17 protein-coding genes and 2 tRNA genes are annotated in these 23,328 nt (G+C 62.6%); 16 read left to right on the top strand and 3 right to left on the bottom strand.

Annotated features, from left to right (window positions below):
* Positions 1 to 14: 14 nt before the first annotated feature.
* The 10 genes from fdnG to AT302_RS27685 all read left to right on the top strand — a co-directional run bounded on the left by fdnG (position 15) and on the right by AT302_RS27685 (position 11,838).
* The gene (fdnG, locus tag AT302_RS17960; protein ID WP_157125824.1) at positions 15 to 3,083 is read left to right on the top strand and encodes a formate dehydrogenase-N subunit alpha; all 3,069 of its coding nucleotides are present in this window, start codon (positions 15 to 17) and stop codon (positions 3,081 to 3,083) included.
* Between the two features lie 9 nt (positions 3,084 to 3,092).
* Positions 3,093 to 4,046: a formate dehydrogenase subunit beta gene (gene fdxH / locus AT302_RS17955; protein ID WP_058379604.1), complete on the top strand. Its 954-nt coding sequence runs from the start codon at positions 3,093 to 3,095 to the stop codon at positions 4,044 to 4,046.
* Positions 4,047 to 4,048: 2 nt separating this feature from the next.
* Complete coding sequence (locus AT302_RS17950; RefSeq protein WP_237171957.1) at positions 4,049 to 4,753, top strand: formate dehydrogenase subunit gamma; 705 nt, start codon at positions 4,049 to 4,051, stop codon at positions 4,751 to 4,753.
* 42 nt (positions 4,754 to 4,795) lie between these two features.
* Complete coding sequence (gene fdhE / locus AT302_RS17945; RefSeq protein ID WP_237171956.1) at positions 4,796 to 5,863, top strand: formate dehydrogenase accessory protein FdhE; 1,068 nt, start codon at positions 4,796 to 4,798, stop codon at positions 5,861 to 5,863.
* A gap of 4 nt (positions 5,864 to 5,867) precedes the next feature.
* Entirely contained in the window at positions 5,868 to 7,298 is a 1,431-nt protein-coding gene (gene selA / locus AT302_RS17940) for an L-seryl-tRNA(Sec) selenium transferase (RefSeq protein WP_058379602.1), read from the top strand.
* The gene (gene selB / locus AT302_RS17935) at positions 7,295 to 9,205 is read left to right on the top strand and encodes a selenocysteine-specific translation elongation factor (protein ID WP_058379601.1); all 1,911 of its coding nucleotides are present in this window, start codon (positions 7,295 to 7,297) and stop codon (positions 9,203 to 9,205) included. Before selA ends, selB begins: the two co-directional genes overlap by 4 nt.
* A 93-nt stretch (positions 9,206 to 9,298) precedes the next feature.
* A tRNA-Sec gene (locus AT302_RS27690) sits at positions 9,299 to 9,394 on the top strand.
* A 276-nt stretch (positions 9,395 to 9,670) separates the two neighbouring features.
* Entirely contained in the window at positions 9,671 to 10,201 is a 531-nt protein-coding gene (locus tag AT302_RS17925; RefSeq protein ID WP_058379599.1) for a DUF3304 domain-containing protein, read from the top strand.
* Position 10,202: 1 nt separating this feature from the next.
* Positions 10,203 to 11,768, top strand: coding sequence for a T6SS phospholipase effector Tle1-like catalytic domain-containing protein (locus AT302_RS17920; protein WP_084656310.1), 1,566 nt, complete (start codon positions 10,203 to 10,205; stop codon positions 11,766 to 11,768).
* Positions 11,761 to 11,838, top strand: a tRNA-OTHER gene (locus tag AT302_RS27685). The genes AT302_RS17920 and AT302_RS27685 overlap by 8 nt, the downstream gene beginning before the upstream one ends.
* 70 nt (positions 11,839 to 11,908) lie before the next feature.
* On the opposite strand, the gene AT302_RS17915 is transcribed toward AT302_RS27685, so the two are convergent.
* From AT302_RS17915 to AT302_RS17905, 3 genes are all read right to left on the bottom strand, one after another.
* Complete coding sequence (locus AT302_RS17915) at positions 11,909 to 12,232, bottom strand: type II toxin-antitoxin system HicB family antitoxin (protein ID WP_237171955.1); 324 nt, start codon at positions 12,230 to 12,232, stop codon at positions 11,909 to 11,911.
* 192 nt (positions 12,233 to 12,424) lie between these two features.
* Positions 12,425 to 15,115, bottom strand: a complete 2,691-nt coding sequence (locus AT302_RS17910; protein ID WP_058379597.1) for an autotransporter family protein — start codon at positions 15,113 to 15,115, stop codon at positions 12,425 to 12,427.
* 186 nt (positions 15,116 to 15,301) lie between these two features.
* Positions 15,302 to 16,267: a LysR family transcriptional regulator gene (locus tag AT302_RS17905; protein ID WP_058379596.1), complete on the bottom strand. Its 966-nt coding sequence runs from the start codon at positions 16,265 to 16,267 to the stop codon at positions 15,302 to 15,304.
* Positions 16,268 to 16,401: 134 nt separating this feature from the next.
* On the opposite strand from AT302_RS17905, the gene AT302_RS17900 reads away from it, so the two are divergent.
* The 6 genes from AT302_RS17900 (at position 16,402) to AT302_RS17875 (ending at position 23,246) form a co-directional block, all read left to right on the top strand.
* Complete coding sequence (locus AT302_RS17900) at positions 16,402 to 17,190, top strand: HpcH/HpaI aldolase family protein (protein ID WP_058379595.1); 789 nt, start codon at positions 16,402 to 16,404, stop codon at positions 17,188 to 17,190.
* A gap of 51 nt (positions 17,191 to 17,241) precedes the next feature.
* Complete coding sequence (locus AT302_RS17895) at positions 17,242 to 18,129, top strand: amidohydrolase family protein (RefSeq protein WP_058379594.1); 888 nt, start codon at positions 17,242 to 17,244, stop codon at positions 18,127 to 18,129.
* 12 nt (positions 18,130 to 18,141) lie between these two features.
* Complete coding sequence (locus AT302_RS17890; RefSeq protein WP_058379593.1) at positions 18,142 to 19,308, top strand: DUF5624 domain-containing protein; 1,167 nt, start codon at positions 18,142 to 18,144, stop codon at positions 19,306 to 19,308.
* 153 nt (positions 19,309 to 19,461) lie between these two features.
* Positions 19,462 to 20,799, top strand: a complete 1,338-nt coding sequence (locus tag AT302_RS17885) for an MFS transporter (protein WP_058379592.1) — start codon at positions 19,462 to 19,464, stop codon at positions 20,797 to 20,799.
* The gene (locus AT302_RS17880) at positions 20,789 to 21,946 is read left to right on the top strand and encodes a hypothetical protein (protein WP_058379591.1); all 1,158 of its coding nucleotides are present in this window, start codon (positions 20,789 to 20,791) and stop codon (positions 21,944 to 21,946) included. The genes AT302_RS17885 and AT302_RS17880 overlap by 11 nt, the downstream gene beginning before the upstream one ends.
* 151 nt (positions 21,947 to 22,097) lie before the next feature.
* The gene (locus tag AT302_RS17875) at positions 22,098 to 23,246 is read left to right on the top strand and encodes a porin (protein ID WP_058379590.1); all 1,149 of its coding nucleotides are present in this window, start codon (positions 22,098 to 22,100) and stop codon (positions 23,244 to 23,246) included.
* Positions 23,247 to 23,328 lie beyond the last annotated feature (82 nt).

Genomic DNA, 23,328 nt, shown 5'->3' with positions numbered 1-23,328 from the left:
AGGAGAATTCCCCCATGCTTAATATGTCCAGGCGCCAGTTCCTCAAAGTGAGTGGCGCAACGCTGGCAGGGTCCAGCCTGGCAATGCTCGGGTTCGCACCCGACGCTGCGCTGGCCGAAGTTCGCCAGTTCAAGCTCGCGCGTGCGACCGAGACCCGCAACACCTGTCCGTACTGTTCTGTCGCTTGCGGCATCCTCATGTACAGCTACGGCGACGGTGCCAAGAACGCGAAGAAGAGCGTTTTCCACATCGAAGGCGATCCCGATCACCCGGTTAATCGCGGCACCCTGTGCCCGAAGGGTGCCAGCCTGATCGACTTCATCCATAGTCCGAGCCGCCTCAAGTACCCCGAGTACCGCAAGCCCGGTTCCGACAAGTGGGAACGCATCTCCTGGGACGACGCGCTCGATCGCATCGCCAAGCTGATGAAGGCCGACCGCGATGCCAATTTCGTCGAGAAAACCGACGACGGCATGACGGTCAACCGCTGGACCACGACCGGCATGCTGGCCGCGTCGGCGTCGAGCAACGAAGTCGGTTATCTCACTCATAAAGTCATCCGCAGTACCGGGATGCTGGGATTCGATAATCAGGCACGTGTCTGACATGGCCCGACGGTGGCAGGTCTTGCCCCGACGTTTGGCCGTGGAGCGATGACGAACCATTGGGTCGACATCAAGAACGCGGATCTGGTTCTCATCATGGGCGGCAACGCAGCCGAGGCACACCCGTGCGGTTTCAAATGGGTGACCGAGGCGAAGGCGCACAACAAAGCGCGCCTGATCGTCGTTGACCCGCGCTTCAACCGTTCGGCATCGGTCGCGGATTATTACGCCCCGATTCGTACCGGCACGGATATCGTCTTCCTCGGCGGGTTGATCAACTACCTGCTCACGAACGACAAGATTCAACACGAATACGTCAAGAACTACACCGACTTCACCTTCCTGGTGAAAGACGAGTTTCAGTTCGAAGACGGGCTCTTCTCCGGCTACAACGCCGAGAAGCGCACTTACGACCGCAGCTCCTGGGATTACCAGAAGGGCGCGGACGGCTTCGTGCTCACCGACCCCACGCTGCAACACCCGCGCACGGTCTTCCAACTGATGAAGCAGCACTACTCGCGCTACACGATCGAAATGGTCGAGCGGGTGTGCGGCACGCCGGCCGACAAGGTCGAGTACATCTTCAAGCAGATTGCCGAGTGCTCGACGCCTACGCGCACGATGACCATCCTGTATGCACTGGGATGGACGCAGCACTCGATCGGCTCGCAGATCATTCGTACCGGTGCCATGGTGCAGTTGCTGCTGGGCAATATTGGTGCGGTGGGCGGCGGCATGAACGCGCTGCGCGGTCACTCCAACATTCAGGGGCTGACCGATCTGGGGCTGATGACCGACCTGCTGCCGGGCTACATGTCGTTGCCCAAGCAGGCCGAGCAGTCGATTGAGACGTACCTGACGGCGCGCACGCAGAAACCGCTGCGCCCGAACCAGCTCAGCTACTGGCAGAACTACCCGAAGTTCCACGTCAGCCTGATGAAGGCGTGGTGGGGCGATGCGGCCACGGCCGAGAACAACTGGGCGTACGACTATCTGCCCAAGCTCGACAAGCCGTACGATCTGTTGCAAGTGCTGGAGTTGATGAACAAGGGCAAGATCACCGGCTACATCGCACAGGGCTTCAACCCGATTGCGGCGGCCCCGGCGAAGGTCAAGTGGGATTCCGCACTGGCCCAACTCAAGTTCCTGGTCATCATGGACCCGCTCGCGACCGAGACGTCCGAGTTCTGGAAGAATTTCGGCGAGCACAACAACGTCGATTCGAGCAAGATCCAGACCGAGGTGTTCCGGCTGCCGACGACTTGTTTCGCGGAAGAAGACGGTGCGCTCGTCAACTCCGGGCGCTGGTTGCAGTGGCACTGGAAGGGTGCCGAGCCGCCGGGTGAGGCACGCAGCGACATCGAGATCATGTCGGGCCTGTTCCTGCGTCTGCGCGAGATGTACAAGACGCAGGGCGGCAAGTATCCCGACCCGATCGTCAATCTTTCGTGGCCGTATGCACAGGCAGAGAGCCCGTCGCCTGAAGAAATCGCCAAGGAGTACAACGGCAAAGCGCTCAAGGATCTGGTCGATCCGAAAGACCCGACCAAGGTCACGCGCAAGGCTGGCGAGCAACTGGCCGGTTTCGCCGAGTTGAAGGACGACGGCAGTACGTCGTCGGGCTGCTGGATCTTCGCGGGCTCGTGGACGCAGGCTGGCAACCAGATGGCGCGCCGTGACAACAGCGACCCGACCGGCATCGGCCAGACGCTGAACTGGGCGTGGGCATGGCCGGCCAACCGGCGCATCTTGTACAACCGCGCCTCGGCCGACGTGGCCGGCAAGCCGTTCAACCCGAAGCACAAGCTGATTTCGTGGAACGGCAAGTCGTGGGTGGGCGCCGACGTGCCCGACTTCAAGGTGGATGAAGATCCGGCCGGCGGCATGGGCCCGTTCATCATGAACCCCGAAGGCGTGGCGCGCTTCTTCGCAAAGGCGGGCATGGCCGAAGGGCCGTTCCCCGAGCACTACGAGCCGTTCGAGACGCCGCTGGGCTACAACCCGTTGCATCCGAAGAACCCCAAGGTCACCAGCAACCCGGGCGCCCGCGTGTTCCCGGACGATCTGGCGACGATGGGGACTGCGGATAAATTCCCGTATGTGGCGACGACCTATCGTCTGACCGAGCACTTCCACTACTGGACCAAGCACGCGCTGCTCAACTCGATCATCCAGCCCGAGCAATTCGTCGAAATTGGCGAAGCGCTGGCCAAGGAGGTCGGGGTGGTGGCGGGCGACACGGTCAAGGTGTCGTCCAACCGCGGCTTCATCAAGGCCAAGGCGGTGGTGACCAAGCGGTTGAGGGCGCTCCAGATCGACGGCAAGACCGTCCATCACGTGGGCATTCCGATTCACTGGGGCTTCAAGGGGGTTGCCAAACCGGGCTTCCTTGCGAACACGCTCACTCCGATCGTCGGCGACGGCAACTCGCAGACACCGGAAGTGAAGTCGTTCCTGGTGAAGGTCGAGAAGGCATAGGGAGGCGCCATGGCATTGCAATCACTTGATATCAAACGGCGCTCGGCGACCACGCTGCCGTCGCCCTCGGTGCGTGAATCGCACACGGGCGACGTCGCCAAACTGATCGACGTCTCGAAGTGCATCGGCTGCAAGGCTTGCCAGACCGCGTGCATGGAGTGGAACGATCTGCGTGACGAAGTCGGCGAGAACGTGGGCGTGTACGACAACCCGCGCGACTTGTCGGCAGACTCGTGGACGCTCATGCGCTTCACCGAGTACGAAAACCCGAAGGGCGACCTCGAATGGCTGATCCGCAAGGACGGCTGCATGCACTGCGAGGACCCGGGCTGCCTGAAGGCCTGCCCGTCGCCGGGGGCGATCGTGCAGTACGCCAACGGCATCGTCGATTTTCACGAAGAGAACTGCATCGGCTGCGGCTACTGCATCACCGGGTGTCCGTTCAATATTCCGCGCATCTCGCAGAAGGACCACAAGGCGTACAAGTGCACGCTGTGTTCCGACCGCGTGTCCGTGGGGCTTGAGCCGGCGTGCGTGAAGACGTGTCCGACCGGCGCGATCATGTTCGGCACCAAAGACGCCATGAAGGATCAGGCGGAAGAGCGCATCGAAGACCTGAAGTCACGTGGCTTCGATAACGCCGGGTTGTACGACCCGGCTGGGGTGGGTGGCACGCACGTGATGTATGTGCTGCACCATGCCGACAAGCCGTCGCTGTATCACGGCCTGCCGGATAATCCGCGCATCAGCCCGATGGTTACGTTCTGGAAGGGCATTGCGAAACCGTTGGGCGTGGCCGCGATGGCGTTCACCGCGATTGCCGGCTTCTTCCACTACATCAAGACCGGTCCGAACGAGACGACCGAAGAGGATGAAGAGGAAGCCCGCCGGTACGATGCGTCCCGCAAGGGCGATGACCCCGGCAACGGTCCGAAGGGTGTTGCCACGCACGAGGAGGTCTGACGATGTCGCACGAACCTAGCGAACGTGAGGTCCGTCCGGGTCAGCCGGACCATGAGGGTCATCCGTCGTACACCGGGCATGAACGCCATCCGAAGGACGATCTGATTCAGCGTTACAACGCGGCGGAACGCATCAACCACTGGATTGTCGCGGGCACGTTTATCCTGCTCGCGCTGTCCGGACTGGCGCTGTTCCATCCGTCGATGTTCTGGCTCACCAACCTGTTCGGTGGCGGGCCGTGGACGCGGATTCTGCATCCCTTTGTCGGTCTGGTGATGTTTGCCGGTTTTGTGTGGCTCGCACTGCGGCTTGCCCGCTACAACAAGTTCGAGACGCGCGACCGCGAGTGGATGATGAAGATCGGCGATGTGCTGAACAATCGCGAGGAGAATCTGCCGGAAGTCGGGCGTTACAACGCCGGGCAGAAGCTGCTCTTCTACGTGATGGTGCTGTGCATGCTCGGACTGCTCGCGTCGGGGATCGTGATCTGGCGTGCGTACTTCGCGTTCTACTTCCCGATCTGGGTGATTCGACTCGCCTCCGACGTGCACGCGGTGTGTGCATTCGTATTGATTTGCGGCATCATTACGCACATCTACGCGGCGATCTGGATCAAAGGGTCCGTGGGTGCCATGACACGTGGCACCGTGACTCGCGGCTGGGCGTGGAAACACCATCGCGCCTGGTACAAGCAGCTCAACAAGTAAGTCCGGCCCCGGTGGCTGGACGCTCCTACGAGGCCAGCCACCTTGCAACGCATCCTTCAACCCGGACAGATCGAGTCCCTCGATCGCACCGCTATCCCCCGTCTTCGCATGCCGCAACGCGCCGAGATTTTTTCGACGCGTGCGGCGCGTTTGCGTCAGCTTGCCGAGGGGCATCCGCTGGGCGACTACCTGCGGCTAATGGCCGCACTGGTCGACGCGCAGCGCAGCGAGATCGAGAACTTCGTGGCGGAACGTCCGTCCGCGGAATCGATTGCGCAGGCGCAGCAGCATTGCATGCCGCTCGTGCCGGCCAATAGCGGCTATGAAGTCGGCCGCTGGAAGCCGTTGCTCACGCCGCTGCTCGACGCGGTGGCTGCACAAGCCGACTCGCCGCCGGCGGTGCGCGGCGTGCTCGATCGCATTCGCAACGCTGACGCCGCCACGCTGGACACCGCCGCACAGTCGCTGCTGGCCGGGCATGGCAAGGGCGTGGATGCCGCGAGCGCACCGTTTCTGATGGCGGCGCTGCAAGTGCTGTGGACCGGTGTGGCGAGCACGTTCGATGCCGGCGAGGTGCCGATGCTCGACGTGCCGAATATCTGCCCCGTGTGCGGCACGCTGCCGGTGGCGAGCGTGGTGCGCATTGGCGGCGCTCACGAAGGTTATCGCTATCTCGCGTGTGGTCTGTGTTCGACCGAATGGCACATGGTGCGCGTGAAATGTACGCATTGCGAAGCGAGCGAGCACGTGGCGTATCACGTGGTCGACAAGCAGGGCGAAGCCAGTGCCAAGGCCGATCTTTTCGCGCAGGCAGCCCATCCGGCGCAGGCTGCCGACGATGTGGCTGGCGCGGCCCAAGCCCCCGAGTTGACGGAATCCGGCCGGCCCAAACTCGACGAAGCCGCCAAGCGCGTGGCGTCGTCGCCGAGCCGTGCCGAGTCATGCGACGACTGTCACAGCTACCGCAAGATTTTCTATCAGGACAAAGACCCGTTCGTGGAACCGGTTGCCGACGACTTGGCGAGCCTGGCGCTCGACGTGTTGATGGGCGAAGCGGGCTACGCACGCGCCAACGGCAATCCGCTGCTCTGGCAAAACGCCGAGGAGTAACGACATGGCCGAGGACGATCTTGCGCCGGTAGGCGCGGCAGAGTTGCCGTCGCTCGACCGGTTGCTGGGCATGCCCGACTTTCAGGCGGCGCTCGCCGACTTCGGACGCACGCAGGTGACTGCAACACTGCGTGCCGATCTGGACGCTTGCCGCACCGAAGCGCTCGCGGGAACGCTGGCGCGCGATGCATTGGCGCCCGAAGCCTTTGCCGCGCGTGTGACGCGAACGCTGGTCGCACGCAATCGTGCGACGTTGCGTCCGGTGTTCAATCTGACGGGCACGGTGTTGCACACCAATCTTGGACGCGCGTTGTTGCCTGAGGCTGCGGTCGACGCGGTCATGCAGGCGCTGACGTCGCCTGCCAATCTTGAATTCGATCTGGCGACGGGCGGACGGGGCGATCGCGACGATCTGATCTCGCCGCTGCTCTGCGAGCTCACAGGCGGTGAAGCGGCCACGGTGGTCAACAACAACGCGGCGGCAGTATTGCTCATGTTGGCGACGCTGGCCAAGCGACGCGAAGTCGTCGTGTCGCGCGGCGAACTGGTGGAGATTGGCGGTGCGTTCCGCATTCCCGACATCATGACCCACGCGGGCGCCAAGCTCGTTGAAATCGGCACGACCAATCGCACGCACGCGGCGGATTATCGCAACGCCATCGGCGAGAAGACGGCGCTGCTGATGAAGGTCCATTGCAGCAACTACGAGGTCACGGGTTTCACCAAGAGCGTGGAGGTCGCGGAAGTCGCAGCCATTGCGAAGCCGCATGGCATTCCGGTGGCGGTGGATCTGGGCAGCGGCACCCTGACGCCTCTCGAGCGCTGGGGCCTGCCGCATGAAACCACGGTGCAGGAGACCATTGCCGCCGGTGCCGATCTGGTGACGTTCTCGGGCGACAAACTGCTCGGTGGTCCGCAAGCGGGCATGATCGTAGGCCGCAAAGATCTCATCGCCAAAATTAAGAAGCACCCGCTCAAGCGGGCGTTGCGCGTGGGCAAGCTCACGCTGGCGGCGCTTGAGCCGGTGTTGCGTCTGTATCGTGATCCTGAACATCTGCCCGAGCGCCTGACGACGCTGCGTTTGCTGACACGTACGCGCGCTGAAATGGCGGCGCAGGCCGAGCGGCTCGCGCCGGTGCTGGCACAGTCGCTGGGCGACGCCTATACCGTTGCCGCCGCACCGATGGTGAGTCAGATCGGCAGTGGTGCGCTGCCTGTTGAACAACTGCCGAGCTATGGACTGGCGATTGCCCCGGCGGGTGGTGGCAAGCGCGGCAGCGGACGCGCGTTGGCCAAGCTTGAGGCGGCGTTGCGCGGGCTGCCGTATCCGGTCATCGGACGCATTTCCGACCAGACGTTGTGGCTCGATCTTCGCTGCCTTGAGGCGAGCGACGAGGCGTGCCTGACGCTGCAATTCGCGGAGTTGCGCGCATGATCGTCGGCACGGCGGGTCATATCGACCACGGCAAGACGAGTCTGGTGCGTGCCCTGACCGGCGTTGACACCGATCGTCTGAAAGAAGAAAAGGCGCGTGGCATTTCCATCGAACTGGGCTATGCGTATACACCGCTGCCCGATGGTGAAGTCCTCGGCTTCATCGATGTTCCGGGCCACGAGAAGTTGATTCATACGATGGCGGCGGGTGCGGTCGGCATCGACTTTGCGCTGCTGGTCATTGCGGCGGACGACGGCGTCATGCCGCAGACGCGCGAGCATCTGGCGATTCTCACGATGTTGGGCGTACGTCAGGGCGTGGTGGCGTTGTCGAAGATGGATCGGGTCGATATCCCCCGCCTGGGCAGGGTCAAACGCGAGATCACGCAGTGGCTTGCGAACACACCGCTGGCGGGCGCGCAGATCGTACCGGTGTCAGCAACCACGCCGGGCGATGCGGGCGTCGCGGTGTTGCGTGATCAATTGACGCACGCGGCGCAGGCATTGAAGGCGGCGGGCAATGCGGCGCGCCGTGACGACGCGTTGTTTCGTCTGGCCGTCGACCGGGTATTCACGCTGGCGGGTCATGGCACGGTGGTCACCGGCACCGCGTTCGCCGGAACCGTGCGTGTGGGCGATACGTTGACGCTGATGCCGCAGGGCTTGCCGGTACGCGTGCGTAGCATTCATGCGCAGAATCGTGCCGTCGAAGCCGGCCGGGCAGGGGAGCGTTGCGCGTTGAATCTGGCGGGCGTGGAGCGCGATCAGATCAACCGTGGCGATTGGATCGTCGCACCGGGACTCTCGGCACCTTCTACGCATGTGGACGTCGAGTTGCATTGGCTCGACGGTAATGCGCCGCTGACGCAATGGTTTCCGCTGCACGTACATCTGGGCACGACCCACGTGCAGGCACGTACGGTACTGCTCGATGGCGACACGCTTGCGCCGGGCGGCACGATGCGGGTGCAACTGGTGTTCGACACGCCGGTGTGCACCATGCCGGGTGACCGGTTCATTGTGCGCAATCCGCAGGCGACGGCGACCGTGGGTGGCGGGCGAGTGCTGGATCCGGCGGGGCCGGAGCGAAAGCGGCGGTCGGTGGCGCGGCTGGCGTGGCTCGATGCCATGGCGAGAACGCTGGATGGAGAAGGGCTCTCAGGGTTGCTGGCGCAGTCGCCGCAGGGGCTGACGAGTGCACAGGTGACGGCGCTGACCGGGTTGTCATCGACGACGTGGCAATGGCCGTCGGATGCCGTGGTACTGGCGGCGGCAGACGGCGAGTCGCTGGCGTTTGCGCCGCAGCCGTGGGAGGCGATGCGCACGCGCGTGCTCGACGTGCTGCGCGACTATCATGCGCGATTGTCCGACGAGCCGGGGCTTGATGCGGCGCGTCTGGGGCGGATGACATGGCCTGCGCTGGAGGCGACGCGTTGGCGTGCGATCGTGCAGGCGCTGGTGGCGGACGGCTCGTTGACACGTACCGGCGCATGGTTGCATTTGCCGACGCACCGCGTGGAGATGAGTGCGGAAGAGACGGCGTTGGCAGAGGCGTTGTTGCCGCGCATTGCGCAGGGCCGATTCGATCCACCGTGGGTGCGTGATCTCGGGCGCGACGTGAGCGCGCCGGAAGAGCGGGTGCGCGCGGTGCTGCGCAAATTGGCGCGACAGGGGCGGGTGCATCAGATCGTCAAGGATCTGTTTTATGACGATGCCTGCGTGCAGGCGCTAGCCGAATTGGTAGCGCAGGGTGATGGCCGGATCGAAGCGGGCGGGTTCCGGGATGCGACAGGTTTAGGGCGCAAACGGGCGGTGCAGATTCTGGAATTCTTCGACCGCGCGGGCTATACTCGCCGCGTTGGCGATACGCATGTGCGGCGTCCCGGCGTGGTTTGGGGCACGGCATAGCAAAAAACGCCACGCGAGGTTTCGCGTGGCGTTTTTATCGAGATCAACGCGATATCGATACGTAATCGTTAGACAGTCATTTCGTTGCACGAAGGAAGGCATCCGTATCCGGTGATGCGGCCGGGCTTCAAACCCGGTTGGGGGCGTCAGCCGTTCCCAGGTAGGTTCGACTCCTGCTGCTTTCCGCCACAAGGCTTTCTGTGGCTTCTTCTTCGCAACTTCAGCTTCGTCCTGTTTGCTGAACCACCAACTCTCCCGACACGTAGATGTGTCGCTTGTCGAAATTAAGCTCGCCCTGCGGTCTATGGACGGTGAGGCAAATCAAGTCCATAGCATTCGTGTCGGCTGCAAGGCAATCAACGCTGAATCTGTTTAACTTCCCAAACTTCATTTTGGGCCTTTGCTCATTGCTGGCGAAGCGCGCATTGCGTACCTTCACGTGTCTCGTACACACCGTACGCGGGAATGGATCACAAGGGAGAAGTAACAGTGAAGTGGATACGCGTGATTTGTTTCGCAGCGATGCTGGGCGCGCTGGGGGGATGTGCAGGCGGTTTGATATCAAACGGCAACGTGGACGTCTCCGCGTGGAGTACGAACTACACCGAGGATTACATTCATGACTTTTCGATTCGAACATTGGATGGCAAGCGCACCGGCGTAGCGGGATTTCAGGTCAAGGAGTTCTCAGACGGAGGAACCGGAAAAACTCAGTGCTGCGCCCCCATCCGGGGCGTCGGGCAGACTGTCCAGGTTGTTTGGCGGATAGCGACGATTGAGGGCAGCGAGCGTCAGTTGATGGTCCATAGCCGCAACGTTGAAATATCCGGGGTGATGCCGACGGATTTGCGCCGACACCATTATCTTCTTGTGAGGTTTTTCCCGGGGTACGAGGTAGAAGCCGAATTGTTTTCGGGTGACGATTTCGATCCAAAGAATCCGCGCGTGGACAGGCTATTCACGGGCGAGCGAGTGATGCGTCACAAGGGGGAGTGACATGCAGGATTTGATCACTGACGACCCGATGAACCTGCTTCGCATGCTCGAGAATGGAACTAGGCTTTACAAGGAAAATTTCCTGACCTGTTCAACTTGCGAACAGCAACCTTGGTTTAGTTTCTTCTTTGACGGAACGGGTAACAATCTGGAACGCGATGAGAAACCGAAGAAGCTGTCGAACATCGCCCGACTATATTGGGCGCATCGTGACGAGTCTCCACTGATCGTCCCGAAGTACTATCCGGGGGTCGGCACTCCGCTTGACGCGAGCAACGCTGGCTGGTGGGAGAAGCTGCGCGACAGTGAAGCACTGGGTGGAGGTGCTGGCCTGGGATGGGATGCTCGCCTGTCCAAGGCTGAGGGCGATTTTCGAGACCTTTTGAAGTACAACCGAAAAGTGAGTCGAATCGACATTGCCGTCTTTGGTTTTTCACGGGGCGCGACGCTAGCCCGAGCGTTCGTGAATCGACTGCTGGACAAATGCACGATGAAGGACGGCGTTCCCCACTGGCCTTGTCCGACAGCTGTCGATGGAGAGTCCGCACCACTCCATTTCCGCTTCTTGGGAATCTTCGATACGGTCGAATCGGTGGGTTTACCTGCGAGCAACCTCTCCGACATGCAAACGCATGTGCCTCCTCAGGTCGAGCGATGTTTTCACATTGTGGCTGCTCACGAACTTCGGGCGTGTTTTCCCCTCACACCGGTGCGCGGCGCCGACGCGACATACGAAGAGATCGTGATGCCTGGTGTGCATTCGGATGTCGGTGGTGGCTATCGCCCCGAAGAGCAGGCGCGTTCAGACCTTTACGCGCGAATTCCGCTGAATAAGATGCGACTGGAAGCGATCATCAGTGGCGTGAAATTTCATTCGCCTAAGCAGGCCGAGAAGGCGGGGCTATCGGAGTTGTTCGAGTACGACGAAGAAGTCAAATCGCTCTTCGACGAGTACATGCGTACGGTGGGGGCTGCGGGCAGTCTAGAGCAGCAGGTTTTCGAGCACATGCGGTATTACTACGCTTGGTTGAAGATTCGTTTCGGTCACAGTCCGTTCGACATTTACAAGGGCGTGAGCTGCGTCAATCCCACCATCGATGCAGAACTCGAACGGATTCGACAGCTTCATGGGCGCATGACCAATGAGTCCAAGACGATGAATTGGCGCGCTTGGCTCACGCATCTTTGGCACACAGATCGAGATGAGTACGGGCGTACGATCGACGGGGCCGGGGGCGAGCACCCGCTCAACAAGCCACTCGATGAAAAGCAGCTAGCTTATTGGAACGCCTGGCTCAATCCCCCGGCGCTCTCCCCAAATCTTCTCCGATTCTTTGATCGATATATGCACGATTCTCGGGCGGGATTCCTTGACGTCGACTCGAGCGGCTACCTGCGGCCACGCCGGATCATGGATGTGCCGTGGGATATCACGCCAGCCGCGAATCCAGACGCGGCATCGGAAGCCGTTCGTCGAGCTGGCAGTTCACCTGAAACGGCGCTGTCGCCAGGATGGTCCGCTACGTCCATGTCTCGAATCGGCACCGCCAATTCGATAGGGATTTGATGTGCGCATTGGGCGGTCACGGGGGCGTCAGCCGTTCCCAGGTAGGTTCGACTCCTGCTGCTTTCCGCCATAGGGCTTCCGGCGGTTCACCTATCCCGGCCTCGGTCGTATGTGTCAGTCGTGATTCAATACCTAGCGCTTCACGCGTGTTCCATCTCGCGCTGAGCCGCCATGGCCAGGAATGCCGAGCGCGACATTTGGCGCTTCTCGGCCACAGCATCAATTTGATGCACGAGCCGTTCGGGCAGACTGATGTTCAAGCGAATAGCCTTGCTGCTGACCTTCGCAAGATCAATGTCAACGAACATCCAGCAGCCGGTGCCGTCGTCCACTTCGTGCGCGTGCAGCTTGTGGATGTCATAGGTCGGTGCCGGGATAGCATCGCTGCTGTCCTCGTACATAAGCTCGACGGCTTCCTGCGCCATGCGCTCAAGCTCGTCGAGCGTATCGGCGGCGGTGTTCACGCCGGGAAGATCCGGGAACGCGGCGCTGGTCAGGCAGATTTGAGAATCGCGCGGCGATCTTCGGCGCGCGTAGCATCAGACAGTTCATACCCGGGTACATCGCATGCTGCACGCCTCGCGTCTATCGACACGGGCGCTTATCGAGCGGGTGCCCCGGGTTTGTGGTGATCTCCCGTAGTCACTCACCCTGCATCACCACGTCCAACGCAGACCAAGCGTGGCGGACACCGACTGCTGTCTCGTCGCGTCGAGTTGTGTCAGGTAGGCAAGAGTGGCGTAGACGCTGGCGGCTTTATTGAAGCGGCCTGCCACGCCGATTCCGAATTGCGCTGACGTGCTGTTGGCGCTCGTCACGACCGGCGTCGTGCCGCCAAAGAGAACGCGGCCGTCGTTGCCGAATGCGTGCAGCAAATTGAATAACAAATACGGCCGCAGCAGACCCCGCGCACCGTCGTAGTTTGCCTCCAGCCGCGCCCCGATGCGGGCCAGCCAGCTATTCACGTTGTTGAATCCAACGGTCGAAATCCCATCGTTGAAATCGTCGATTGCCTGACGCTGCCAGACGATTTGCGCCTGCGGTTCGAGTGCCAACGTCTCGGTCAGCGCCATCGGCCATCCGGTTTCGAGGGAGGCCGCGAGCCCCTTGCCGTGAACGCTCTGGTTGAGTCCGCTGATCGGTTTCGACTGAAACTGCATCGCCGATGCGAGGACCACGGCGTCCGTGTAGGCACCGCCCGGCATGACGTGCGTCCAGTAAAGACCAGCGCTGTACATGTCCAGCGCCAGCGTGCCCGCGTGGGTGTCGGGCATGCCCAGCGCCAGCCCTTGAACGTCGCCCGACGCGCGAGTCCATCCGCCGAGCACGCCGACGTGATCGGCATGGCCCGTGTCGCTGCGTCCGGCAAAGAGGTCGTGCCCGATCTGTACGCCACCGATATTGCCGTCGAACTGGGGCGTCACGTCGCCTTTCGTGCGTAGCTGCTCGGTTTGGCCCCAGACGCGGGCCCAGCCATCGGTCAGCCACCCACGCTCGTCGAGCAATCCTTGCTGGCCCTGCCGCTCGTGGAATGTCGCCAGTTGGGCGAAGCCTGCGGTTCTGCCCAACTCCGGCATCATCGAGTACACGGGGACTTCAATCCGATAGATGGGCAGAGGATCATCACCCGGCTGTAGCGTCGCGGTCGGTGGGGTGCCAACGGCTGCCGTCGGGGGCGGAACGACTTCGGTTTCCGGTTCTCCGGTGACGGGATCGATGACGTTCACGACGACTTCCTCAGACGTAGGGACCGTCGAGCGCAGATACCAGCTGTTGGTGCTGTTGGCGGTAGTGCCGCCTTTATAGAGAAAGTACGTGTAGGCACCCGCGCTGACCGGCGCACCCAATGAAAAAGCCGAGCCTGACGACGTGGTGCCACCGACGGCCTGCACGACGGGAATGCCATTGCCGGTGGTGAGCGCACCAAGACCGCCGAGATTATTGATGGCAACGGTCGTACTGCCACCGATGGTGCCCCCGCTGACCGTGAGCGGCGCAACACGTGAACTGTCGTTGCCAAGCACCGAGTCGACGAGGAGCTTGCCGCCTTGACCGGTGTAGTTGCCGGCAATGGTCAGCGTGCCGTTGCCCGCGCCATCGCCGGGATGGACGGTGCCCAGATTCGTGACGTTGCCGGTCAGGGTGCCGGTGCCCGTGAGGGTGGCACCCGACGCGACCGTCGTCGTCGCGCCACCCAACGTACCGGTCAGGTTGAAGATGCCGCTTTGCAGTTGGGCGCTATTGAAGTTGCCGCTGCCGCTCCACGTCCAGTTGTCGCCTTGCGCGAGCAGGGTGCCGAAATTGATGAACGGATTACTGGCCGTCCCCGTGCCTTGCAACACGAGCGTGCTCACGGCGCTTGCACCCCCATCCGCGGTGCCGACGATCTGCGAGCCGGTTTGCAACGTCAGCGTGTTCGAGCGGGCCGCCGGGTTCATGAATATGGCGGTCCCCACGTTGCTCTGGATCAGGCCGGCATTGGTGATCGAAATCGTGCCGTTGACCGTGCGCACACCGTAACCCTGCTGGCTGATGATCTGTCCGCCCGCCTGATTGACGATAGTGCCGGTGAAACCCCCGCCGGTATTCGATACCACCGCGTCGCTGTTGATGCCTCGCGCTTCGACATAACCGCTGTTGGTGAACGTGATGTTGTTGCCCTGCATGAAGACGGTGAACGACCGGCTGGAGGGCGTGCCGCCCGTGGTGATCAGCGTGCCGGTATTGGTCAGCGTGCTCTGCCCGCCCGTCGAGCTCATCGCGCGACTGCCTGAGCCGGTGGCGGTGATGGTCCCGGTGTTCAAGAACGTCGTGAACTGTCCGAGCGACGACGCCTGACCCCATGACGCCGTCATGCCATAGCTGCCGGGGCCCGAGAGCGTGATCGTCCCGTTGTTCGTGATCGACCCGTTGTTGCCGTTCAGCGCCATGGCGTCGTTGTTGGCGCCACTGGTCGTAATGGTGCCGGTTGCCGTATTGACGAGGGTGTTGCCGTTGTTCTGGCCCAGCATCGCGGCACCACGTCCCGACGACGATGAGCCGGACAGGCTGAGTGCGCCGGCGTTGGAGATCGTGCTGGCGGTGTCGACCGTGATGATCGCGAGATTGGGGGTGCCACGAATCAGGGAAACGGTGCTTCCCGGCGTGACGTTGACGGTGACGTTAGTGCTGCCGCTCTGCGCGAGGACCGCGCCGCCGCTGCCGGTACAGGTGACCGTGGTGTTGCTGGACGGATTCAGATTGTCGCAAGCGGCATGGGCGGTGCCGAGCGTGCAAAGCGGTATGGCGAAGAGAAGCGGTTTTAAGGGGGCAGGGCAGGTACGGTTTGCAAGCGCCGTGGCATTCATAGGCACGCTCCCAGGACAATTTTCTTAATTGAAGAAGCAGTCCCCGTGGCTGAAATCTATGCCGTGCGCGCGCCAATTTCAATATCCTGTTGTGTCCGTGTCACAGGTGGTTTTTACCTCGATTTTTGCCTTGATGCCGATGCCGTCTTGAAGTAATTGGCCACTCACACTTCACTGGAAACGTCCTCACCCACCCACCTTGCGCTTCCTCGCCGACACCTTCTTCCCCATCGTCGCTGGCGGGCTACCAGCCCCTTGCTCCCGCAATGTCCCCGCCAGCTCCACGAACAATTTCACCCGTGAGTTTGCGTCGCCATACCGATGGCCGATGTAAAGCGTCGTCGTCGTGTCCGTATCCGCAAAATCGCGAAACACGACGCCGGGGACTGCGATAGCGTTCAGCGACGCGGGCACGATGGTGACGCCAAGCCCGGTTGCCGTAAGCCCGATCAGCGTCGAGGCCTGCTGCGCCTCCTGCACGATCTTCGGTTCGAACCCGCGTTTCGCGCACAGCGCATGAATCTGCGCGAACATCACCACGCCCGCCGAGCGCGGATAGGCGATGAACGCCTCGTCGCGCAAGTCGGCAATGCGCACCTTGGCCGCCTTTGCCAACGGGTGTCCGGCGTGCATTGCCAACACCAGCGGCTCGACGACCAGCGGCGTCAGCACTAACGACGACGGCGCCGGTTGCTGCGCATCGAGACGCAACAACGCAACGTCGATTTCGCGCGCTTCCAGCGCATCAAGCTGTCGCGACGACGGCAACTCGTGCAACTGAACCTGCACCTTCGGCCGTTGCTTGCGATAGGCGTGAATCAATTGCGGAAACACGGGCGACAGCGACGACGCGTTCGTGAACCCCACGCGCAACCGGCCCACTTCTCCGCTCACCGTCTGCCACACCGACTCACGCGCATGTTCGATATGCGCCAGGATCGCCGGTGCCTGCGCCGCCAGCGCAATACCCGCCTCGGTCAGCGAGACCGAGCGCCGGGTGCGGTGAAACAACCGCGCTCCCAACGATTCTTCAAGCGCTTGAATCGCCAGACTCAGCGGTGCCTGTGTTATCCCCAGCCGCTCGGCACTGCGCCGGAAATGCAGCTCCTCCGCCAGCACCGCAAAGTACTCCAGATGCCGAATATTCATCATCGCCCGGTGCCTTTCATTGATTTGATTTGCAAATCATTAACGTGATTTCAAAGAATAAATGAAATCGATTGGCGGGGCCATACTGTCACGAAACCACTCAAACGAAACCAAGCCCCAAGGGCTTCGGAGACAGCATGGAAAGTACCGAACTCATGGCGCGCCTGCGCGCCGGTCAACCCGTATTTGCACTGGGCATGCGCGCCGCACGCTCACCCGACGTTGTGCGCTGGGCGCGCGCCGCCGGTTACGACACGGTGTGGATCGACATGGAACACAGCCCGATGCCGGTCGACACCGTCTCGCAGCTTTGCCTGTGCGCGGTCGATCTCGGCCTGATGCCTTGGGTGCGCGTGCCGGAGCGCGACTACGGCATGATCAACCGCGTGCTAGACGGCGGCGCACTGGGCATCATCGCTGCCCGTATCGAGTCCGCCGAACAGGCCCGCGAAATCGTCACGGCGAGCCGCTTTGCCCCGCACGGTCAACGCTCCCAACTGGCCACGCTCCCATTCGTCGGCTACGAGAAATTGCCGGCTGCCGAAATGAATCGCCGCGTGAACGCGGTCACCGCAGTCAAGCTGCTGATCGAAAGCCGCGCAGGCGTGGAAAACGCTGCGGCGATTGCGGCAGTGCCCGGCGTCGACATCGTGGCTCTCGGCTGCAACGATCTGTCCGCCGACCTCGGCCATACCGGAAATCCGACTCATCCCGATGTGCTGGCGGCCTGCCGCCAAGTCGTGGCCGCCGTGCGCGCCCAAGGCAAGATCGCCATCGTCGGCGGCATGCCGGAAGGCGAGGCCCTGACGCAACTGCGTGCCGACGGCGCTGCGCCGTTCGTTTTCAGTGGCATCGACGGCGACCTGTTTCTCGACGCGATGCGGCGTCGCGTGGCGGCCGATCGCAACGCGCTGACGCCCGCCTGAGCGGTCGCCTCACCCGATCCCCTTTTTGCCAACCCCACAGAACTCACTCACATGGCAACCCAATACGCCGGCCAACTGACCTCTACCCCGATGCGCGCCGCAAGCTCGCTGACCCGCCCCGCATTCGACATGCCCGAGAACGCCTGCGACGCGCACATGCACGTATTCGAGCCGCTCTCGCAATATCCGAGCGTGGGCAATCCGCAATACACCTTGCCCGATGGCGGGCTCGACAAGTACCGCGAAGTGATGGATGCGCTCTCGATTCGCCGCTTCGCCATCGTCCAGCCCAGCTTCTACGGCACGGACAATCGTTGTCTGCTCGACGCCTTGGCCAAAGCGGGCGATGCCGCACGTGGCGTCGTGATGATCGAGGAGGGGATGCCCGCCGCCACGCTCGATGCATGGCATCGCGCCAACGTGCGGGCCATCCGGCTCGATCTGTTCTCGCGAGCGGAACAACCCACGCAAGAAATTCAGGCCTATATCACCCGCATGGCGGCGCTGTGCGAAAGCCTCGGCTGGCATCTCCAGTTTTACGCGCCGGGTCCGATCGTGCGAAACCTGATTCCGTTTTTGGCCGACGTGCGCACACCGTTCGTGATCGACCACATGGGCTACATGACGCAGGAAGACGGGCTCACGAGCGATGACTTCACGCGCCTGCTTCAACTGCTGAAGGACGGCAACTGCACGCTCAAGCTGTCGGCACCGTATCGCGTGGCCAAAGGGCGACCGCTGTCCTCGGTCGCGCCGATGGCAAAGGCGATCATCGAGACCGCACCTGACAAGGTCATTTGGGGATCGGACTGGCCACATATCCCGATGGGTGAGCGCGATACCGGTGAATTGCTGAACCTGCTGGGTGACTGGACGACAGACGCCGTGACGCGTCGCCGGATCCTCGTCGATAATCCGGCCCGCCTCTACGATTTCTGATCGAGCTTGCTCATGAGCTATCAACCTCATTCCGCCTTCGCCGGGCTGTTTCACGCTTTCACCTCCGACCCGAATAGCCTTGGCAACCGGCTGGCGAAGACGATGTCGGCACGCGACGCAGCACTGCCGCTGCTGGTCTCAACCGGCTCGGATATCGCGCTGTTCCCGGGCGCTGGCGCACCTGCGCAGATCGAGAGTTTTCGTAAGTCGACGCGGGGGTTCATCGAGCTGACGGCGGTCTCGCATCTGCCGCTGGCGCTGGCCTATCTCGCCCGGTTGCGCGAACTGGACGACGAAAGGCAGGGCGACAGCGAAGCGGCCGCATGGCGCGCCGAAGCGAAGCGATTGATCGAACATGCCGGACACGTGCGCGAGGCCAATACCCTGGCGCACTGGCGCGACGTCGTTGCCGTGCAGAGTCTGCGCGGCAACGAAGCCCGGCTGGTCGATCTGATCGACTACACGTGCGACGTTTCCATTCGCTGGCTCACGCAAGCACTGGCCGACCCGGCTCGGCTGGATTTCGACCGCCTCGTCGCAGACTACTTCGAGGCAGCACCGGGCAGCGACTTGCCGGTGCCGATGAACGACGTGATGTTTGCGACCTTCGGTCTTGCGTATCTCGACATTGTCTATCGCATCGGCAACTGGCTGCGCGCGCAACCGATCGACTGGTCGCGCGCGATGGTCATCGTCTCGGGGCGCTCGGGCCGTCCGACGGCGGGGGCGACATGGTCGTCGAACAATATGTGCCATCTCATCTGGCGGGCTTCAGGCGAACAACTGCCGCCCGAGCGCCTGCTAGTGGCACCGCACGCACCGGGCTTTTCCGTGGCGAACCTCGGGACGGCAGACGACCTTAAATCCCTTGAGGCGGGGTACCGCGAGCTGTGGCACAACACACGCGCCAGCATTGAAGTCGCTCGCAAGATGTTTCCGGAAGCGCCCGGGTTTTCATTCGCGCCGTCGCCTGACGAAGCCATGCCGCCGCTGGCCGACGCACAGGACCGCAACGTCATGGTGGCACGACTGCGTCGCATCATGGAAGACCCGGCGCAACTGCTCTCCAACTGCGTGGCCGACTACATCGTCGATGAGTTAGCCCGCTGCGATAACGACCCGTCGCGCGCGGTCATCCCCGGATTTACGCATGTGAATTACCCGGTGCGCGTTCGTTGAAAAACGCGCTGGCGCATGAGCTGATTAACCCAAAGAGACAACTACGGACAAAACGAGAAACGGGCCGCAGGGGCGCTGCACCGTTCATTGTCCGAAGGGACCGCTTCAAGACGGTTTAAACACGAAATCAAATAGCCCCATCAGGAGACAACCATGAATCTGATGCAGAACGAGGGGACACCCAGTGTCTCCGCTGCGCTACCCGTACGACGGATCGTCGCGATCACGCTGGTGTGCTTCGCCGTCTCGATGATCGACGGCTTCGACACGCTGATGCTCAGCTTCGTCGCACCGTTGCTGTCCAAGTCATTGAATATCGACCCGGCGTCGCTGGGGCGGGTCTTTGGCGCGGGCTTTATCGGCACGGTCGTCGGCTCGCTCATCGCAGGACCGCTCGCCGACCGCTTCGGCCGCCGCCCGACGCTGGTCGCTGCGCTGATCATGACCGGCGTATTCACGCTGGCTTGCGCATGGGCCACGTCGGCCACGGAATTGTCGATCCTTCGCCTGCTCGGAGGACTGGGCATGGGCGGCGCGATTCCGCCGGTGACGGCCATCACGGCAGAGAGCGCGCCGGTGCGCCGCCGCTCGGCACTCGTCATCCTGATGTTCATCGGCTTTCCGCTGGGTGCCGTCGTGGGCGGCGCGATCTCGGCCGTGCTGATGATGCGCTTCGGCTGGCCGTTCGTGTTCCAGATGGGCGGTGCGTTTGCGCTGCTCGTCATCCTCCCGGTGCTCTGGGTGCTGCCCGCAACGGCGCCTGCCGATGCCAACAAGAGTGAACGTCCCGGTGCCGTCTTGCAGCGGCGCGGCATGCTGCCACGCGTGTTCGCCGACGGACGTGGTGTCGCGGCATCGGCCCTGTGGGTTGGCGTGCTCGCGACGATGATTCTGTCGGGCTTTCTTGTGAGTTTCATGCCGACGCTGTTGCATCTGAACGGCGTAGCGCCCGACCGTGCAGCGATGGGCGCGGTCACGCTCAATATCGGGGCGATTGTCGGCGCGCTGCTGCTCTCGACGGTCGTGACGCGGGCCGGGCCGTTTGTGCCCGTGGCGTGCTCCTTCATCGGCGGTGCCGTGCTGACCGTGGTGCTCGGCAATCTCATCGGCGTGGGGCATGCCACGTTCGGGATGCTCTTCGCGGTCGGTGCCTGTCTGGTCGGTGGCCAACTGACGTTCCCGGCGATAGCCAGCCGATTGTTCCCGACCGACGTGCGTGCCGCCGGGGTCGGCGCGACGATGGCGATCGGCCGCCTCGGCTCGATCATCGGACCGACCGTCGGTGGCTGGTTGATCGCTCGCCAGATGCCGTTGCCGCAACTCTTCCTTTTTGCCGCCTGCATGGCCGTCATCGGTGCCCTGGGTGTGAGCATTGCTCGCTGGCGCACGCCGCCTCAGGCGGAAGGACATGACGGCGCGGCACCTCAGGTGCAACACCCCGACACCTACGGCGCACAAGTGCCGCACGGAGAAGTGAATCATGGCCGTTAATTTCACTGACAGCCGCGCCGATATGCAGGCTGCCGAGCGTCCGCTGACGCCCGTCCAGACGCTGCCGACCAGCGCTGCGAGAGCCGTGGCGACTTTCACCCGCGATGGCGAGCGCTGGCTGGCGATTGCGCAGATGTCGAAGGACGTGGCGGGCGAAGTGCCCTACATGAACGGTGGCGACAGCAACGTTGATGCGCTGTTTTACCGCTGGGAAGAAGGGGCAACAGCAGGAGAGGGCGCTTTCACACTCGCCGAGCGCCTGTCACTGCCCGGTGGCGAAGACGTTGAACACTTCACCATCGGCACGCGAGAATTCCTCGCCTGCGTGGGTATTCGCACCGGGAGCGGCCCGTACGATCTGAACACGCATGCCGTGCTGTACGAGCGTCTTCATGGCGAATGGCGCGAGCATCAGCGATTCGAAGTCTTCGCCGGTAAACAGTGGCGTCACTTCGAGATCGACGGGCGGCACTTCCTCGGCCTCGCACAGGGCGTCACGGTGGAAGGGCCGGTAGCACGGCACCCGGACCAGTCCTGCGTGTTCGCATGGAATGGCGAGCGCTTTGCACCGTTTCAGGCAACCGGCGGTCGATGGGGCTACAACTGGGCGCACATCGCGCATGCCGGCAAACACTATGTGGCTTATGCCGATCATGTCAGCGGGTCGCGCATCTTTCGCTGGAACGGCAGCCAGTTCGAGACGCTTCAGACCTTCGATGAGCCGGGCGGTCGCGCTTTCCATTTCTTCGTCGACGGCCAGACGCTGTGGCTCGTCCACGCCAATCTGCTCAGCCACACAACGCTGTACCGTTTCGACGGCGTGCAATTCATCGCGACGCAGACGCTCGACGGCGCAGGTGGGCGCGAGCTTTGCGAGATACCTGCCAGCCGCCCCGGCGCACCGCGTTATCTGTTGCAAGTGCGCTTCATCACCGGCACACCGAAGGCCCCCGAGCCTGTCCAGCAATCGGTGTTGTGGCGATGGCGTGGCGACGGCTTCGACGCACTCGCCTGGTTCGACACCTCCGGCGGCACCGATGCATCGACATTCGAGATCGACGGCCAGCGCTATGTGGTCGTGACCAACAGTCTCGACGCCGACGTGCGCTTTCGGGTCGATTCCGTCGTCTACCGGTTTTCCGGATGACCCGCGCGGGCAGGCGTTGAGACGGCACCAACCGTAGCCGACGCCTGCCCCAACTTCTGAAGATTCCGCAGTCCCTGCTGTAACCGTCTCGCCCCGCCAGAGGGTGACGGATTCGTTTTGCCCAAAAAAATACGATATGGAGACAAACCTCATGACTCGCCTTGCTGCACGCCTTGCTGCACGCCGTATTCCGCTCGCTTCCCTGCTTGCTGTTCTGTTGACCCCGGCCTTGCTGGCCGTTGCCGCGCCCGCCGAGGCGCAAAGCTCGGTGCAGTTGTACGGGATCATCGACGCCGGCCTTACGTACTTCAGCAACCTGAACGGTCACGGCACCTTTGTCGCGAACGACGGCGCGATTCAGGCCAACCGTTGGGGCCTGCGTGGCACCGAGGATCTGGGCGACGGACGCCGTGTCATCTTCGCCCTCGAGAACGGGTTCAATCTCTACTCCGGCACGATGGTGCAGTCCGGCGTGCTGTTCAGCCGGCAGGCGTGGTTGGGGCTTCAGGACAACACGCTGGGTACGCTGACGCTCGGCAAGCAGTACGACTTCTTCTGGGACAACCTCACGCAGTTCACGATGGGGCAGTTGGCGGGGCAGTACTCGTGGCACCCGGGTGACTTCGACCATCTGGCCGGCACGCTGCACATCAACAACGCCATCAAGTACACGTCGCCAAACTGGGCGGGGCTGACGGTGGGCGGCTTGTACGCCACGCCGTCGTCCGATGTTTCCGCCGGGACCGGACGTGTGTTTGCCTTCGGCGCGAAGTATGCGAACGACGGCCTCAGTCTCGGCGCGGCTTACACCAATACTCACAACTCCGGTGTCAACGCACCCACGCAGGCCGGGACGACGATTTTCCCGGATCTGCCGCCGGGGCCGGCGGTGCTGGACAACATCGCCAGTTGGGGCGTGGGCGGCAGCTACCGCTACGGACCGAATACGACGCGCCTGCTGTTCACCAGCACGCGCTTTCGCAACGGCAACGAGAGTGCCGTGATGAATACCTACGAAGCCAACCAGATCTACCGCTGGGGTCCGGCGTGGACGTTCATGGCGGGCTACTGGTATTCGAAGATGGGCGTGCAGAAGTGGCAGAACGTGACGGGCCTCGCGGACTACGCGCTGTCCAAGCGCACCGACGTATACGTCGAAGCCACGTGGCTGTATGCGGGCGGTGGCGCGGCACCGGTGTTTCTTGGGGGCGGGGCCGCACCGACGTTCGTGAAGGGGACCTACACCGGGCAAGGGCCGTCGTCGACGGCGGTGCGCATCGGCATGCGACACACCTTCTGAACGATTGGCGTCGATGCGCCCCTGACGGCGGCGCATTGATGGCAGGGTGCAATCGCGATCGGTTTTTCCGATACGGCACTTC

Origin of the sequence: Pandoraea norimbergensis (genome assembly GCF_001465545.3) — a bacterium.
In the GTDB taxonomy this organism is placed as follows: Bacteria; Pseudomonadota; Gammaproteobacteria; order Burkholderiales; family Burkholderiaceae; genus Pandoraea; species Pandoraea norimbergensis.
The sequence above is the reverse complement of the archived record's forward strand: the minus strand, read 5'-3'. Positions and strand labels throughout refer to the sequence as shown.

Coding starts and splice junctions, on each gene's coding strand:
- fdxH (WP_058379604.1), top strand. CDS start 3,093: ATGGCATTGCAATCACTTGATATCAAACGGCGCTCGGCGACCACGCTG.
- AT302_RS17950 (WP_237171957.1), top strand. CDS start 4,049: ATGTCGCACGAACCTAGCGAACGTGAGGTCCGTCCGGGTCAGCCGGAC.
- selA (WP_058379602.1), top strand. CDS start 5,868: ATGGCCGAGGACGATCTTGCGCCGGTAGGCGCGGCAGAGTTGCCGTCG.
- selB (WP_058379601.1), top strand. CDS start 7,295: ATGATCGTCGGCACGGCGGGTCATATCGACCACGGCAAGACGAGTCTG.
- AT302_RS17925 (WP_058379599.1), top strand. CDS start 9,671: ATGGATCACAAGGGAGAAGTAACAGTGAAGTGGATACGCGTGATTTGT.
- AT302_RS17920 (WP_084656310.1), top strand. CDS start 10,203: ATGCAGGATTTGATCACTGACGACCCGATGAACCTGCTTCGCATGCTC.
- AT302_RS17910 (WP_058379597.1), bottom strand. CDS start 15,115: ATGAATGCCACGGCGCTTGCAAACCGTACCTGCCCTGCCCCCTTAAAA.
- AT302_RS17905 (WP_058379596.1), bottom strand. CDS start 16,267: ATGATGAATATTCGGCATCTGGAGTACTTTGCGGTGCTGGCGGAGGAG.
- AT302_RS17900 (WP_058379595.1), top strand. CDS start 16,402: ATGGAAAGTACCGAACTCATGGCGCGCCTGCGCGCCGGTCAACCCGTA.
- AT302_RS17895 (WP_058379594.1), top strand. CDS start 17,242: ATGGCAACCCAATACGCCGGCCAACTGACCTCTACCCCGATGCGCGCC.
- AT302_RS17890 (WP_058379593.1), top strand. CDS start 18,142: ATGAGCTATCAACCTCATTCCGCCTTCGCCGGGCTGTTTCACGCTTTC.
- AT302_RS17885 (WP_058379592.1), top strand. CDS start 19,462: ATGAATCTGATGCAGAACGAGGGGACACCCAGTGTCTCCGCTGCGCTA.
- AT302_RS17880 (WP_058379591.1), top strand. CDS start 20,789: ATGGCCGTTAATTTCACTGACAGCCGCGCCGATATGCAGGCTGCCGAG.
- AT302_RS17875 (WP_058379590.1), top strand. CDS start 22,098: ATGACTCGCCTTGCTGCACGCCTTGCTGCACGCCGTATTCCGCTCGCT.